The sequence below is a fragment of the Lysobacter panacisoli genome (genome assembly GCF_009765165.1).
Classification (GTDB): domain Bacteria; phylum Pseudomonadota; class Gammaproteobacteria; order Xanthomonadales; family Xanthomonadaceae; genus Lysobacter_J; species Lysobacter_J panacisoli.
Genome location: NZ_VLNU01000001.1, coordinates 1223205 through 1239014, shown reverse-complemented (window position 1 = coordinate 1239014; position 15810 = coordinate 1223205). Strand labels below are relative to the sequence as shown.

Annotated in this window: 12 protein-coding genes and 1 pseudogene; 5 read left to right on the top strand and 8 right to left on the bottom strand. The window is 68.0% G+C overall.

Annotated elements, in window-relative coordinates; translation table 11 throughout:
• Positions 1-41: 41 nt before the first annotated feature.
• Positions 42-2249, bottom strand: coding sequence for a S9 family peptidase (locus FOF45_RS05960; protein ID WP_199244543.1), 2208 nt, complete (start codon positions 2247-2249; stop codon positions 42-44).
• 41 nt (positions 2250-2290) lie between these two features.
• Complete coding sequence (locus tag FOF45_RS05955) at positions 2291-2986, bottom strand: glutathione S-transferase N-terminal domain-containing protein (protein ID WP_158983063.1); 696 nt, start codon at positions 2984-2986, stop codon at positions 2291-2293.
• A gap of 166 nt (positions 2987-3152) precedes the next feature.
• On the opposite strand from FOF45_RS05955, the gene FOF45_RS05950 reads away from it, so the two are divergent.
• Entirely contained in the window at positions 3153-3710 is a 558-nt protein-coding gene (locus FOF45_RS05950) for a TIGR00645 family protein (RefSeq protein WP_158983062.1), read from the top strand.
• Between the two features lie 9 nt (positions 3711-3719).
• Here the strand turns inward: FOF45_RS05950 and FOF45_RS05945 are convergent, their stop codons facing one another.
• Positions 3720-4679: a M61 family metallopeptidase gene (locus FOF45_RS05945; RefSeq protein ID WP_158983061.1), complete on the bottom strand. Its 960-nt coding sequence runs from the start codon at positions 4677-4679 to the stop codon at positions 3720-3722.
• 62 nt (positions 4680-4741) lie between these two features.
• On the opposite strand from FOF45_RS05945, the gene uvrD reads away from it, so the two are divergent.
• Positions 4742-6922, top strand: coding sequence for a DNA helicase II (uvrD, locus tag FOF45_RS05940; protein WP_158983060.1), 2181 nt, complete (start codon positions 4742-4744; stop codon positions 6920-6922).
• A 238-nt stretch (positions 6923-7160) separates the two neighbouring features.
• Here the strand turns inward: uvrD and FOF45_RS05935 are convergent, their stop codons facing one another.
• The 4 genes and pseudogenes from FOF45_RS05935 to FOF45_RS05920 all read right to left on the bottom strand — a co-directional run bounded on the left by FOF45_RS05935 (position 7161) and on the right by FOF45_RS05920 (position 9188).
• The gene (locus FOF45_RS05935) at positions 7161-7412 is read right to left on the bottom strand and encodes a hypothetical protein (protein WP_233264062.1); all 252 of its coding nucleotides are present in this window, start codon (positions 7410-7412) and stop codon (positions 7161-7163) included.
• Positions 7413-7540: 128 nt separating this feature from the next.
• Positions 7541-8086, bottom strand: a complete 546-nt coding sequence (locus tag FOF45_RS05930) for a 2OG-Fe(II) oxygenase (protein ID WP_233264061.1) — start codon at positions 8084-8086, stop codon at positions 7541-7543.
• 184 nt (positions 8087-8270) lie between these two features.
• Positions 8271-8756: pseudogene (locus FOF45_RS18465) on the bottom strand (methylated-DNA--[protein]-cysteine S-methyltransferase); the annotation flags it as partial.
• Positions 8757-8891: 135 nt separating this feature from the next.
• Positions 8892-9188, bottom strand: coding sequence for a DUF2782 domain-containing protein (locus FOF45_RS05920; RefSeq protein WP_158983058.1), 297 nt, complete (start codon positions 9186-9188; stop codon positions 8892-8894).
• A gap of 109 nt (positions 9189-9297) precedes the next feature.
• Here FOF45_RS05920 and polA point away from each other — a divergent pair, with 109 nt between their 5' ends.
• Both polA and FOF45_RS05910 read left to right on the top strand, forming a co-directional pair.
• On the top strand, positions 9298-12090 hold the full coding sequence (polA, locus tag FOF45_RS05915; protein ID WP_158983057.1) for a DNA polymerase I: 2793 nt from the start codon (positions 9298-9300) through the stop codon (positions 12088-12090).
• A 552-nt stretch (positions 12091-12642) separates the two neighbouring features.
• Positions 12643-13131, top strand: coding sequence for a DUF421 domain-containing protein (locus FOF45_RS05910; RefSeq protein ID WP_158983056.1), 489 nt, complete (start codon positions 12643-12645; stop codon positions 13129-13131).
• A gap of 10 nt (positions 13132-13141) precedes the next feature.
• Here FOF45_RS05910 and hemF read toward each other — a convergent pair whose 3' ends face one another.
• Positions 13142-14065 (bottom strand): oxygen-dependent coproporphyrinogen oxidase, encoded by a 924-nt coding sequence (hemF, locus tag FOF45_RS05905; RefSeq protein WP_158983055.1) that lies wholly within the window; start codon positions 14063-14065, stop codon positions 13142-13144.
• A 92-nt stretch (positions 14066-14157) separates the two neighbouring features.
• Here hemF and FOF45_RS05900 point away from each other — a divergent pair, with 92 nt between their 5' ends.
• A complete protein-coding gene (locus tag FOF45_RS05900) occupies positions 14158-15801 on the top strand; it encodes a DUF3300 domain-containing protein (RefSeq protein ID WP_158983054.1) in 1644 nt (547 codons plus the stop codon).
• The last annotated feature ends 9 nt before the right edge of the window (positions 15802-15810 follow it).

Below are 15810 nucleotides of genomic sequence, written 5' to 3'. Positions count from 1 at the left end.
TTTCGCCGGGCTTTTTTTCCGTCCCGCAATGACGCGCGCGATCAGGGCTTCAGGCAGCGGGCGAAGAAGTCCTCGGTCAGGCGCAGGCGGTGCAGGTTGTCCGCGCCCTTGAGGCCGTGCTTCGCGCCCGGGTAGGTCATCAGCTCGAACGGCTGGCCGCGCTTCTGCAACGCGCTCATCAGCGCGGTGGAGTTGGTGAACAGCACGTTGTCGTCGGCCATGCCGTGGATCAGCAGCAGCTTCGACGTCAGGCCGTCGATGTGCTCGAGCACGCGCGCTTCGCGGTAACCGTCGACATTCGCGTTCGGCAGGCCCATATAGCGCTCGGTGTAGTGCGTGTCGTACAGGCCCCAGTCGGTGACCGGTGCGCCGGCGACGCCGCAGGCGTACTGGTTCGAGGCCTTGGCCAGCAGCATCAGCGTCATGTAGCCGCCGTTGGACCAGCCGTACACGCCGATGCGGTTTCCATCGACCCACGACTGCGACTTCAGCCATTCCACGCCCTTGAGCTGGTCGGCCACTTCGACCGTGCCCTGCTTGCCGTACAGCGCGCCGCCGAATGCCGCGCCGCGACGCGGCGTGCCGCGGTTGTCGATCGAGAACACGACGTAACCGTGCTGCGCGAGGTATTGGTTGAAGTCCGGTGCCCACGCGCGCTTGACCGTCTGCGAGGCCGGGCCGCCATAGACCATCACCACCACCGGGTAGCGTTTGCGTGCATCGAAACCGGCCGGCTTGAGCACGCTGTAGTGCAGCGTCGTCGCACCGTCGGCGGCCTTGAGCGTGCCGAACTCGATCGGCTGCTGCGCGGCGGCGAACTTCGCGTACGGATGCTGCGGATCGGACAGCTCGTTCTTCAGCAGCGGGGCGATCCGGGTGCCGTCGTTGCGGAACAGCTCCAGCTGCGGCGGCGTGGCCGGGTTGGACCAGCTGTCGACGAACACGCTGGCGTTCTTGGCGAAGCTGGCGCTGTGCGTGCCGTCGGTCTTCGACAGGCGTTCGATCGCGCCACCGGCCAGCGGCACGCGATACACCTGCGAATCCAGCGGCGAATCCTTGCCGGCGGCGAAGTACACCTGGCCCGCGGCTTCATCCACCGCGAGCACGCCGTCCACCGGCCATGCGCCGGAGGTCAGCGCGGTCGCGTTGCCACCGTCTTCCGACAGCAGGTAGAGGTGCTCGAAACCGCTACGCTCGCTGTTCCACAGGATGCGACCGTCCTTGAGGAAGCGCAGGTCGTTGTGCAGCGGCACCCACGTGGTGCTGGTTTCGGTGACGAGCGTGCGCTGCTTGCCGTTGGCGAGCTGCGTCTCGACCAGTTCGAGCGTGTGCTGGTCGCGCGACTGGCGCTGGAACGTCAGGCGCTGCGCATCACGCCAGTCCACGCGCGCGAGGTAGATGTCCGGGTTGCTGCCCAGGTCGATCCACTTCGTCGCGGCGTTCGCGGCGGGCTTGATCACGCCCAGCTTGACCAGCACGTTGCGGTCGCCCGCGGCGGGGTAACGCTGTTCGACGACTTCGGTGCGGTCCGGATAGACCTCGTAGCGCTTCTGCACCGGCACCGGGGTTTCGTCGATGCGTGCGAAGGCGATGGCCGAATCGTCCGGCGCCCACCAGTAACCGGTGTGGCGGTCCATTTCCTCGTCGGCGACGAATTCGGCCACGCCGTTGCCGATGGTGTCGCTGCCGTCGCGGGTCAGCTGGACCTGCTGGCCGCCCGACAGGTCGATCACCCACAGGTTGCGGTCGCGCACGAAGCTGACGAAGCCGCCGCGCGGCGAGATCTTCGGGTCGGTCGCGAAGCCGCCGCCGTTGGTGAGCTTGCGCACCGCGGCCTTGCCGGACTTGGACAGGTCGTACATGTACAGCTCGCCGCCCAGCGGGAACAGCAGCGTCCGGCTGTCCGGCGACCACTGGTAATCGACGATGCCGCTCAGCGCGGCGATGCGCTGGCGTTCGCGGCGCGCCTTCTCGGCGTCGCTGAGCACTTCGTCGCCCGGCAGGATGTCGTCCGAATCCACCAGCTTCGCGGTCTGCCCGGTCGCGATGTCGTAGGCCCACAGGTCCAGGCGGTTCTTGTTGCTGTCCTTGCCGCGCAGGAAGGTCACGCGGCTGCCGTCGGGCGCGATCTTCGCCTTCATCAGGCTCGGGCCGGACAGCGGCGCGTCGCCGGCCAGCGCTTCGAGCGTCAGCTTCTGCGGTGCGGCGGCGGGCGGCTGGGCGTGGAGGGACGTGGTGGCGATCGACATGGCGAAGACGCAGGCGGCGAGGCCGCGAAGGGTGGTTTTGTTCATGCGGTGGTGGTTGGCGTTCCGAAGAGGATCTTGTGCATTTCGGGGGTCATTTCGCGCTTGGCGCCGTACTTGTCCGCCAGCGCGTAGGCGCGCTTGACCGCCGGACGTTCGGCGATGGCCGCGTGCCAGCGGCGCACGTTGGCGAACGGGGTCAGGTCGAACGGTGCCTTGGTGTAGGGATTGATCCAGGGATGCGCGGCCATGTCGGCGATCGAGAACACGTCGGCGGCGATGAACTCGCGGCCTTCGAGCTGGCGGTCGAGCACGCCGAGCAGGCGCAGCACTTCGCGCTGGTAGCGGTCCTTGGCGTAGGGCAGGTCTTCCGGCGCGTAGACGTGGAAGTGGCCGTACTGGCCGGTCATCGGACCCAGCCCGCCCATCTGCCAGTGCAGCCACTGACTGACCTGGGTGCGGCCTCGCAGGTCGGCCGGCACGAAGCGGCCGGTCTTGTTGGCGAGGTAGGCCAGGATCGCGCCCGATTCGAACACGCTGATCGGCGCGCCGCCGTCGCCCGGATCGCGGTCGACGATGGCGGGCATCTTGTTGTTGGGGGAAATCTTCAGGTAGTCCGGCTTGAACTGGTCGCCGGCGCCGATGTCGACCGGATGGATCGTGTAGTCCAGCCCCGCTTCCTCGAGGAAGATCGCGATCTTGTGGCCATTGGGTGTGGGCCAGTAATGCAGGTCGATCATGGACGCGGCTCCGGCGGGGTGGGGGCGCCCAGTGTAAGGGCAGGACCCCTTTGCCCGATCCGGCCTTCCGCCGTGCGGATTCCCAACCCGGCGGACTCGCGCGGTGGCGGTCGCGGGGGGCGGCCCGCTACCCTAGCCCGCCGTTTCGTCGCCGAGCCTTTTTCGCATGTCCGAGACCCGATCGAGCCCGCTCAACCCGCTGCCCTCCCTGATCTTCTCCTCGCGCTGGCTGCAGCTGCCGCTGTACCTGGGCCTGATCGTCGCGCAGGGCGTGTACGTGGTGCTGTTCATCAAGGAACTGTGGCACCTGATCTCACATGCCACGACCTTGAGCGAGCAGCTGATCATGCTCGCGGTGCTCGGTCTGATCGACGTGGTGATGATCTCCAACCTGCTGGTGATGGTGATCGTCGGCGGCTATGAGACCTTCGTTTCGCGCCTGCGCCTGGAGGGCCACCCGGACCAGCCGGAATGGCTGAGCCACGTCAACGCCAGCGTGCTGAAGGTGAAGCTGGCGATGGCGATCATCGGCATCTCCTCGATCCACCTGCTCAAGACCTTCATCGCGATCGGCAACCTCGGCTCGCCCGACAGCGCCTACACGCAGACCGGCGTGATGTGGCAGACCATCATCCATTGCGTCTTCATCCTGTCGGCCATCGGCATCGCCTGGACCGACCACCTGATGGCGGGCGTCGCCAAGGCGCACAAGAACGGCCATTGACCCGTGTGGTCAGGGCGCCGTCGGCTTCGACGCCGGCGGCGCCATGATCGAGCGCCGCAACGCGGCCGCGCGGCCGTCGCGGAAATCCAGCTTGCCGTCCGCGTCTTCCTCGATCGCGAGCGCGCGATACGCGTGTTCCAGCGGCGGGAACGCGCGCGAATCCGCGTAGCGACGGTACAACTCCGAGAACACGCGGCTGCGCGAGAGTTCGTCCAGCGACGCGAGGAATTCCTGCGGCGGCACTTCGCCCACGCCGCGCAGACAACAGGTCGAGTAGCGCGAGAGCACCTGGTCCAGGCTGCTGCGATGGTCGCGACGCAGCGCGATGTCCGCTTCCAGCCAGAACGCCGCGCCGGCCCAGTAAACGCGCATGGTGCCGCGATGGCGACGGCTCAGTTCCACCAGCGGCGTGCCGCTGGATTCGCGCCGGCCGCGCGCGAAGCCCGCTTCCAGCAAGCGCCATGCTTCGTCCTGCGCGACCAGTCCGGCGCGGGCGCGAAGCACGTTCTGGTAGTAGCTCGCCAGGCCTTCGGCCAGCCAACGGCCGTCGTCGCCGAGGTAGGGATGGAACAGGTGCGAGAGTTCGTGGATCGCGGTCCAGTCCGCGCGCAGTTCGGACAGGCTCGCGTCGCGGCGCACGTACAGCAGCACCGCCGCATCGCCGCGCCGGCGAGTCTGGCCCCACGGCACCGGGCTGTCGTCGTCGCTGTCGATCTGCATGATCCGCACCCGCGCCTGCGCAAGCGGGTAGCGGCCATAGGCGGTGAGGGTCGCGGCGGCGACTTCCGCCAGCCAGCCCTGCAGCTCGGCGCGGCGGGCCGGATCGTCCACGTCGACGACGGTGACCTCCAGCGTGTTGCCGCCCGCGCTCAGCGTGCGCTCTTCGTCCTGTGCCCATGCGGGCGCGAGACCGGCGAACGCCAGCACGAGCGGGCACAACCATCGGCAGCGGATCGCGAGCGTGCGCATTCAGCCATAGCCTCGTCCAGTCGCGGAGCAGGTCCTGAGACCGCCGCCGCTACAATACCCGCATGGATGTCTCCCACCTGCTCGACGCGCTGAATCCAGCGCAGCGCGAGGCCGTCAGCGCCCCGCCCGGTCACTACCTCGTCCTCGCCGGCGCCGGCTCCGGCAAGACCCGCGTGCTCACCCATCGCATCGCGTGGCTGAACGAGGTCCACGCCGTGCCGACCCACGGCATCCTCGCCGTGACCTTCACCAACAAGGCCGCGGGCGAGATGCGCGCGCGCGTGGACGCGCAGCTGCGCTACGGCGCGCGCGGCATGTGGATCGGCACCTTCCACGGCCTCGCCCATCGCCTGCTGCGCCTGCACTGGCAGGAAGCGAAGCTGCCCGAAGGCTTCCAGGTGCTCGACTCCGACGACCAGCTGCGACTGGTCAAGCGCGTCGTGCAGGCGCTGGAACTCGACGAAGCGCGTTTCCCGCCGCGCCAGATCGCCTGGTGGATCAACGCACAGAAGGACGAAGGTCGCCGCCCGGGCAACATCCAGCCCGCGGGCAACGACCCGTGGGCGGACGTGATGCTGAAGTCGTACGAGGCCTACCAGGAGCGCTGCGAGCGCGCCGGCCTCGTGGACTTCGCCGAGCTGCTGCTGCGCGCGCACGAACTGCTGCGCGACAACCCGGCGCTGCTGGCGCATTACCGCCATCGCTTCCGCGAGATCCTGGTCGACGAGTTCCAGGACACCAACGCGATCCAGTACGCCTTCGTGCGCGTGCTGGCCGGCGACAGTGGGCACGTGTTCGTGGTCGGCGACGACGACCAGTCGATCTACGGCTGGCGCGGCGCCAAGGTCGAGAACATGCAGCGCTTCCTCAAGGATTTCCCGGACACGCGCACGATCCGCCTGGAACAGAATTACCGCTCCAGCGCCAACATCCTCGAAGCCGCCAACGCTGTCATCGCGCACAACCCGGACCGTCTGGGCAAGAACCTGTGGACCGACAGCGGCAACGGCGATCCGATCGACCTGTACGCCGCGTACAACGAGATGGACGAAGCGCGCTTCGTGGTCGAACGCCTGCGCCAGTGGGTGCGCGACGGTGGCAGCTACGGCGAGGTCGCGGTGCTCTACCGCAGCAATGCGCAGTCGCGCGCGATCGAAGAATCGCTGCTGTCCGAACAGGTGCCGTACCGCGTGTACGGCGGTCAGCGCTTCTTCGAGCGCGCCGAGATCAAGGACACGCTGGCCTACCTGCGCCTGATCGCCTCGCGCCTGGACGACGCGGCGTTCGAGCGCGCGGTCAACACGCCGGCGCGCGGCATCGGTGAGCGCACGCTCGATGAAGTGCGTCGCCGCGCACGTGCCGACGGCGTCTCGCTGTGGGAAGCGGGGCGTCGCGTCGTCGCCGAGAACGGCCTCGCCGCGCGCGCACGCAACGCCGTCGCCGGCTTCCTCGCGTTGATCGACGATGTCGACAACGAAGTGGGGACGATGACGTTGCCGGAGAAGATCGACCACGTGTTGATCCGCTCGGGTCTTCGTGACCACTACTTCAACGAATCCCGCGGCCAGCTCGATTCGCGCGTGGACAACCTCGACGAGCTGGTGTCCGTGGCCTCGCGCTTCACGCACAACGACGAGGAAGACGCCGCGGCGATGCCGGAGCTGGTGGCCTTCCTCAGTTATGCCGCGCTGGAAGCGGGCGAAGGCCAGGTGCAGTCCGGCGAGGAAGGCGTGCAGCTGATGACGCTGCACAGCGCCAAAGGCCTGGAATTCCCGCTGGTGTTCCTGGTCGGCATGGAAGAGGGCGTGTTCCCGAGCGGTCGGTCGACCGAGGAATCCGGGCGGCTCGAAGAAGAACGTCGTCTCGCCTACGTCGGCATCACCCGTGCACGGCAGAAGTTGATCCTCGCGTATGCGGAAACGCGCCGCATCCACGGCATGGACATGTACGGCGTGCCGTCGCGCTTCCTGCGCGAGATTCCGGCGACATTGCTGCACGAGGTGCGGCCGAAGGTGCAGGTATCGCGCCCGTACTCCGGGGGCGCACCGCGACGCGACATGGGCCATGCGGCGATCGAAGCGCCGCCGGTGAAGCTGGGTTCGACCGTGCGCCATCCTTCGTTCGGGACGGGCACCGTCACCGATTACGAAGGCAGCGGCGCGCACGCACGCGTGCAGGTGAACTTCGACGACGCCGGCAGCAAATGGCTGGTGCTGGCTTATGCGAACCTGCAGCCGGCTTGAACAAGCCGGTTCAAGTTCGCTGGCTTGGACGTGCGCTCTCCAGACGTGCTCCGACGTTCCTGCTCGTCATTCCCGCGAAGGCGGGAATCCAACTTTGCGAGCACCACACTCGCCGGAGGCCGGAACTGGTTCGGAACGGTGGATCCCCGCCTTCGCGGGGATGACAGCTAAGACGGAAGCGAAAACCTTCCCGCTTCTTGCCGGAACCCCTCGTTCGCCAATGGAGAGGGGCGTGCGCTCAGCCCTTTGCGTTGCGCAGCTTAGGCGCCTCGTCGAGGGTTCCGTCGGGCAAGAGCGCGACGCAGCGTTTGCGCTCGCGGTCGTAAAGCACCGGCACCGGATCCTGGAACATCGGGCGGCGCACGAACTCCAGCGACCACTGGAAGTGTTCCAGTTCGTCCAGCGTGCGACGCTGCGGCTCGGTCAGGCCCTTGCGCAGCGTTTCGGTGTCCAGCGTGGGTTGGGTCTTGCGTCGTTCTGTGCCTGACACTCCAGGGCTTCCTCTTTTCGTCGCGGGCGCGTCGCAGGCGACGCGGCATGCCGTTAACGGCATGCGTGCGCCCTGACTTGAGCGCCGCGCATCGAATGCGGGTTTGGCCGCCAGACTATGGCGCGCAACTACAGTGCGTCGTGAAAGACGATGCCCAAAGTGTGACGTCGACCTGAACGAATCCGGCTCACGCCGTGCCGCATGTTCACGCGATACGCACCGCGCGTTCCCTGCACCGGCCGGTGATGCACGGCGAACACCACCGCATCGCCCTGGCGCAGTGGCACGACCTCGGCGCGCGACTGCATGCGCGGCCGCTGCTCGGTCAGCACGAACTCGCCGCCTTCGAAATCGCGCTCCGGCTGCGACAGCAGGATCGCCATCTGCAGCGGAAAGACATGCTCGCCGTACAAGTCCTGGTGCAGACAGTTGTAGTCGTCGCGGTCGTAGCGCAGCAGCAGCGGTGTCGGTCGCCGCTGTCCGGACTCGTGGCACCGCGCGATGAACGCCGCGTGCGTCGATGGGTAGCGCATGTCGATGCCCATCGTCGCGTTCCAGCGATTCGCGGTCGCGACCAGGTGCGGATAGACCGCCTCGCGCAGCAGCGCGATCGTATCCGGCAGTGGATAGTCGAAGTAGCGGTACTCGCCGCGACCGAACCCGTGTCGTGCCATGACCACGCGGCTGCGGAAGCCATCGGCGCGATCGTAGAGCGCGGCCAGCCGCGCGCATTCGGGTCCTCGAGCACCGACGGCAGGCGTGCATGGCCCTGCTGGTCGAGCGTGCGCGCGATGCCGTCCCAGTCGAACCACGCCAGGCGCTGCAGCAGCGCATCGCGCGAGGAGCGCAACACGGCGTTCATGCGCGCGCCTCGCGGGTGAGCAACGCACGCTTGCGTGCGACGCCCCAGCGATAGCCCGACAGTGCGCCGTTGCCCGCGATCACGCGATGGCACGGCACTGCCACCGCGAGCACGTTCGCCGCGCAGGCCGCGGCCACCGCGCGCGCCGCGCGCGGGAGGCCGAGGCGTCGCGCAAGTTCGCCGTAGCTGAGCGTCGTGCCCGGCGGTATCGTCCGCAGCGCCTGCCACACCGCCTGCTGGAACGGCGTGCCGCGCAGGTCGAGTGGGCGCTCCAATGGCAGGTGCGGCGCTTCGATGCAGTCGATCACCTCGGCGAGCGTGTCCTGCACGCCGCCCGCATCGATCGACAGCGGCTCATCCGACGCCTGCGCCTGCAACTGCTCGACCAGCGTGCCGGCGTCGTCGCCGAGCAGGATCGCGCGGATGCCGCGCTCGCCCTCGGCGACCAGCACCAGGCCGAGCGAGCTCTCGCCTATGGCGAAGCGCAGCGCCGCGAAACGATCGGATCCATTGGTGTTCATCGCGTTCTCCCGTGGAAGCAACGCGATCGACTCTAGGGATGCGCAGGCATCCCCGATATCCGGATCGTGCGGCGGTTTCGCGCGCTCAGCGCGGCGTCACCAGGTCAGCAGCTTGTACTGCACCGGCGAAATCGGGCCCTCGCCCTTGCTGCTGTCGAGGATGCCGTCGGCGTTGTTGTCCACGAGGTAGTAGACCGGGCCGCGCGCCGGCGTGATCTTCACCACGCGCAGCTGGCCGGCGACGTAGTACTCGTCGATCGCGTCGCCGCCGCTCACGGTGCGCGAACGGACTTCGGGATTGACCAGGCCCGCGGTCGGGTCGTCCGCGCCGCCCATCGTCGCGCAGCCGTACAGGAACAGCGGGAGCAGCAGGGCGGTGAGCAACGGACGCATGGCGATCTCCTGGCCAGGGTGCAGCGGTGGGGGTCCCACGCACAGCATACGCGCTTGCCGTGGACGCGGCGGTGACGGACGTGCGCGGATCGCGTCGTAGAATCCCGCCATGTCCAATCCCGCCCCGACCGCGCCGCGCCGTCTCGTCCTGATCGACGGTTCCAGTTACCTCTACCGCGCCTTCCACGCGCTGCCGCCGTTGACCAACGATGCCGGCGAGCCGACCGGCGCGCTGTTCGGCGTGGTCAACATGCTGCGCGCGACACTGAAGGAACGACCGGAGTTCGTCGCCTTCGTGGTCGACGCGCCCGGCAAGACCTTCCGCGACGATCTGTATCCCGAATACAAGGCCAACCGTGCCGCGATGCCCGACGACCTGCGCGCGCAGGTGCAGCCGATGTGCGAGATCGTCGAGGCGCTGGGCATGACCATCCTGCGCGTGGACGGCGTGGAGGCCGACGATGTGATCGGCACGCTCGCCCTGCGCGCGGCGGGCGAGGGCATCGACGTCACCATCTCCACCGGCGACAAGGATTTCGCCCAGCTGGTGCGCCCCGGCATCGCGCTGGTCAACACGATGAGCGGTAGTCGTCTGGATTCCGACGCGGCGGTGATAGAGAAGTTCGGCGTGCGGCCGGACCAGATCGTCGATCTGCTGGCGCTGATGGGCGACAGCGTCGACAACATTCCGGGCGTGGACAAGTGCGGGCCCAAGACAGCCGCCAAGTGGCTGGGCGAGTACGGCACGCTCGACGCCGTCATCGCGCATGCCGACGGCATCAAGGGCAAGATCGGCGAGAACCTGCGCGCCGCGCTGCCGCGCCTGCCGCTCAATCGCACGCTCACGACCATCCATACCGACGTCGAACTCGACCGCGGTCCGACCGATCTTGTATTGCGCGAGCGCCACGTCGACGCGCTGCGCACGCTGTACGCGCGCTACGGCTTCAAGCAGGCGCTGCGCGAGCTGGAAGGCCCGGGCGCGGTGGTCGAAGACCATCCCGGCAGTCCGTCCGGTGTGCGCAACACCGCGGCCGGCTATGCGCGCAGCGCCACAGCACCGGCCGACGCGACCGATCCCGCGCTGTCCGCGCCGGGCGAATACGAAACCGTGCTGACCAGCGAACAGTTCGATCGCTGGCTCGAACGCCTGCGCGCAGCAGAGGAGTTCTCGTTCGACACCGAAACCGATTCGCTCGATCCGATGCAGGCGCGCCTGGTCGGCATCAGCTTTGCGGTCGAGCCGGGTAGCGGCGCCTACCTGCCGCTCGCGCACGATTATCCGGGCGCGCCCAAGCAGCTCGACCGTACCGAGGCGCTGGCCGCACTCGCACCGCTCCTCGCCGATCCGGCGCGCAAGAAGATGGGCCATCACGGCAAGTACGACCTGCACGTACTGCGTCGCAACGGCATCGAGGTGCGCAACTACGCCGACGACACGATGCTGGAAAGCTTCGTCTTCAACGCCACCGCCACGCGCCACGACATGGACTCGCTCGCTCGCCGCTATCTCGGCTACGAGACGGTCAAGTACGAGGACGTCGCCGGCAAGGGCGCGAAGTCGATTCCGTTCTCGCAGGTGTCCATCGAGGACGCCACGCGTTACGCCGCGGAAGATGCGGACATCACGTTGCGCCTGCACCGCGTGTTGTCGCCGAAGGTGGAGGCGGTATCCGGCCTGGCGCACGTCTACCGCGAGATCGAGATGCCGCTGGTGCCGGTGCTCGAACGCGTGGAAGCCAACGGTGTGCGCATCGACGCCGACGAACTGCGCCGGCAGTCGGCGGATCTCGGCAAGCGCATGCTCGCCGCACAGCAGAAGGCGACGGAACTCGCCGGACGCACCTTCAACCTGGATTCGCCCAAGCAGCTGGGCCAGTTGCTGTTCGATGAACTGAAGCTGCCGGCACTGGTGAAGACGCCGTCCGGTGCGCCGTCGACGAACGAGGAAGCGCTGGAGGCGATCGCCGAGCACCACGAACTGCCGCGCGTGATCCTCGAGTACCGCGGTCTGTCGAAGTTGCGCAGTACGTACACCGACAAGTTGCCGGAGATGGTCAATCGCGATACCGGTCGCGTGCATACCAGCTACCACCAGGCGGGCGCGGCGACCGGACGGCTGGCGTCCAGCGATCCGAACCTGCAGAACATCCCGATCCGCACCGAGGACGGTCGCCGCATCCGCCAGGCGTTCGTCGCGCCGCAAGGCCGCCGCATCGTCGCCTGCGACTACTCGCAGATCGAGCTGCGCATCATGGCGCACCTGTCGGAGGACCCGAGCCTGCTGCGCGCGTTCGAGTCGGGCGCGGACATCCACCGCGCGACCGCGGCGGAAGTGTTCGGCAAGGCGATGGATGACGTGAGCAGCAACGAACGTCGGGCCGCGAAGGCGATCAACTTCGGGCTGATGTACGGCATGGGCGCGTTCGGACTGGCCCGCCAGCTCGGCATCGCGCGCGGCGAGGCGCAGGATTACATCGCGCTGTACTTCAGCCGTTATCCGGGCGTGCGCGATTTCATGGAACGCACCCGCCAGCAGGCGCGCGACCAGGGCTACGTCGAGACCGTGTTCGGCCGCCGCCTGTACCTGGACAACATCCATGCGCGCAACGCGGGCCTGCGTGCGGGCGCCGAGCGCGCCGCGATCAACGCGCCGATGCAGGGCACGGCCGCCGACATCATCAAGCGTGCGATGATCTCAATCGACGGCTGGCTGGCCGACCACGCTGATCGCGCGCTGATGGTGCTGCAGGTCCACGACGAACTGGTGTTCGAGGTCGAGGCCGGATTCGTCGATACACTGGTCGCCGAAGCGCGCGAGCGCATGTCCAGCGCGGCCGGCCTGCGGGTTCCGCTGGTCGTGGACAGCGGCGTGGGCGCCAACTGGGACGAGGCGCACTGACGCCTGCGCCTACCGTTCGTCGGATTCAGGTCCGACAGGTTTCATGCCATCACCGGGGCCATTCCTGTCTGAACGGGAATCCCGGGAAAAAACGTTTCCAAACGCATGAATCCTTCCTGAATCCAACATTTTGTTAACGGTTATCTTCACGAACCATCCATGTGCGGAATGGTCATATAGGTCGCGACAGGTGCAACGCCTGTCGCTGATCTCTCCCTCCCCTGGAGTGATCCCGGAGCGAAGACCCCTCCCCAGGTCCCGCTCCCCAGCCCCGCCGGCCCCCCCTGCCTGCGGGGCTTTTTATTGCCTGCGTTTTACGCAGGGCAATAAAAACCCAAAGTTTCGCTGCGCAAAACTTCGGGCCCCACTATGCGCTTCCGATCCCCGCGGCTGCCGCCGCGCCCCCTTACCAAGGGGGCTGGTGCTCCGGACGGGTTCGGTGCGCGCGCTTCGCCTCTCCCCCCGCGATCTTCGACCGCGATCGCCGTCGGGGCTTACCAATGCGCCCGCCAGCGGCTAGCGTCTGCCAAACCGTAGCTGGCGAGGCGTGCGATGTTCGAGATGTCGATGCCGTGGTGGGAGTTCGTGCTGCGTGCGGTGGTCGTGTACGTGGTGCTGCTGGCGATGATCCGGTTGTCGGGCAAGCGCACGATGGGGCAGTTCACCGCGTTCGACATGCTGCTGATCGTGCTGCTCGGCAACGCGGTGCAGAACGCGCTGCTGGGCAAGGACACATCGATGTCGGGCGGCCTGCTGTTGGCCGCGACACTGATCGTGCTGAACTGGATCGTCGGATTCGTCACCGCGCGCAACAAGCGCGCCGAGCGACTGCTCGAAGGCGTGCCCGTGGTACTCGCGCGCAACGGCCACGTCTACCAGGAAGTGCTGCGGCGCGAGCTGGTCAGCCGCGACGATTTCGCCAAGTCGATGCGCGAGGCCGGTTGCAGCGAGGTCGATCGCATCCACCTCGCGCTGCTGGAAACCAACGGCCACATCACCATCGTCGTGCGCGACGAGGCGAAGGACGACGAGCGCGTGTGAGTCGCGCGGGTCAGCGCAGTTCGACCAGCCAGTCGCGCGGGCGCAGGTAATCGGCCAGGCGCGACTCGGCACTGCCGGGTTCCGGCGCGAAGCCGTACTCCCAGCGCACCAGCGGCGGCAGGCTCATCAGGATCGACTCGGTGCGTCCGCCCGACTGCAGGCCGAACAGCGTGCCGCGGTCGAACACCAGGTTGAACTCGACATAGCGGCCACGACGGTAGAGCTGGAAATCGCGCTCGCGCTCGCCGTGAGGCGTGTGCTTGCGGCGTTCGACGATCGGCAGGTAGGCGTCGAGGAATCCGTCGCCGACTGCGCGCAGGTAATCGAAGTCCCGCGTCGCGTCCTCGTGCAGGTCGTCGAAGAACAGTCCGCCGACGCCGCGCGTCTCGTTGCGATGCTTGAGGAAGAAGTACTCGTCGCACCATTGCTTGTGCTTGTCGTAGCGCGACTGCCCGCCGAACGGTTCGCACAGTTCGCGCGCGACGCGATGCCAGTGCAGCACGTCCTCGTCGAAGGGATAGAACGGAGTCAGGTCGAAGCCACCGCCGAACCACCACGCCACCGTCTCGCCGTCGCGGATCGCGCGGAAGTGGCGCACGTTCGCGTGCGTCGTCGGCAGGTAGGGGTTGCGCGGATGGAATACCAGCGAGACACCGACCGCGCGCCATGAAGCGCCGGCGAGTTCCGGCCGTGCCGCGGTCGCCGACGGCGGCAGTTTCGTGCCTGAAACGTCGGAGAAGCCGATGCCGGCCTGCTCGAACACCGCGCCATCGCGCAGCACGCGGGTGCGCCCGCCGCCGCCTTCGGCGCGCTCCCAGAGATCTTCGCGGAAGCGCGCAGTGCCGTCGGCCGTTTCGATGGCCGCACAGATGCGGTCCTGCAGGCCGGTGAGGTAATCGCGGACGGCATCGAAGCCGGGGACAGGCTCGGTCATGTTCACAGGAACGTAGCGGGGATGGCGCGCATCATAGCCGCCGCCCATTCGGGGCCGTCGCTTCGGCCGTCGCGGGCAAATGGAGAGGCCCCATGCGCATGCTTCGCCTGTGCTGTGCCGTGTCGATCCTGCTGGCGTCCGCGTGCTCGCGCGATACGCCGGAGCCCGCCACGCCGGCAAAACCGCCGGCCACGGTGCCCGCGACGGCCCCCGCGCCCGCAGCACAGGCGGCGGCGCAGAAGGTGTTCGGGCAGGAAGAGCTCGACCAGATGGTCGCGCCGATCGCGTTGTATCCCGATCCGCTGCTGACGCAGGTGCTGATGGCGGCGACCTATCCGGGCAATGTCGCCGATGCGGTGACGTGGGCGAAGGCGCATCCCGACTCGAAGGGCGACGCGGCGGTGAAACTCGTCGCCGATCAGCCCTGGGATCCGAGCGTGCAGTCGCTCGTGGCGTTCCCGCAGGTACTCGACACGCTCGGCCAGGATCCGGGCTGGGTGCAGCGTCTGGGCGATGCATTCCTTGCACAGCCGGGCGACGTGATGGACGCCGTGCAGCGCCTTCGTCGCGCGGCACAGGCTGCGGGCAACCTGCAATCGACGCCGCAGCAGACGGTGACAGTCGCACCGGCGCAGGCCGCGCCCGCGCCTGCACCAGTCGAGGGAAGCGCCGCGCCGCCACCGCCGCCCGCGGGCGGCGACACGATCATCGAGATCGCGCCGACCAATCCCGAAGTGGTCTACGTGCCGAGCTACAACCCGACCACGGTCTACGGCAGTTGGCCGTATCCGTCGTACCCGCCGCCGTATTACCCGCCGTCGCCGGCGTGGTATCCGGGCAGCGCGATCGTCGCCGGCCTGGCCTTCGGTACCGGTGTCGCGGTCGCCGACGCGCTGTGGGGAGACTGGGACTGGCACGGCGGCGACGTCGATATCGACGTGAACCGCTACAACAACATCAATACCAATCGCCAGATCAGTTCCGACCGCAACGTCTGGCGGCACGATTCCAACTTCCGTGGCGGCACGCCATATCGCGATTCGCGCAGTCGCGAGCAGTTCGGGCAACAGCGCATGCCCGGCGCCGAGAATCGACAGGCGTTCCGAGGCAACGATGCCGCGCACGAGGCCAATCGCGAACGTGCACGCCAGGAAATGCAGCGGCGCGGCTTCGAGGCGCCGGCGGCGAGCAACCGCCAGGCGCAGGACCGTGCGCGCGAAGCCGGTCGCGAAGCACGCGAACGTCCGGGCGGGCTCGACTCGCGTCCCGGACAGGGCGGTGCAGGCACGCAGGCGCAGCGCGATCGCGCGCGCGACGTCGCTCAGAACCGCACGCAGGGGCAGGCGGGACAGCGCGATCGCGCACGCGAGACGGCGGCCGCGCGCACGCAGGGCCAGCGCCACGACGGCGCGCGGGCCGGCAGCGGTCAACGAACCTCACACGCCAACACGCAGGCGCGCGAGCAGGCTCGCTCGCGTCATGCAGAGCAGGCGCGTGCGCAACCGCGTTCGCAGACGCACACGCCGCGACCGCAGCAACAGCGTGCGCAACCACGGGCTCACGATGTCTCGCGCAACAACGCCTTCGCTGGAGCGAGCCATCCGCAGCAAGCGCGCGCCCAGGCGAACCGCGGGCAGGCCAGTCGACAGTCTGCACAGCGTCCGCAGGCCTCGCGATCGGGCGGGCATCAGGTGCAGCGGCAGTCGCGTGGCGGCGGCGGACATCGTCGCGGTTGACGGAAGATC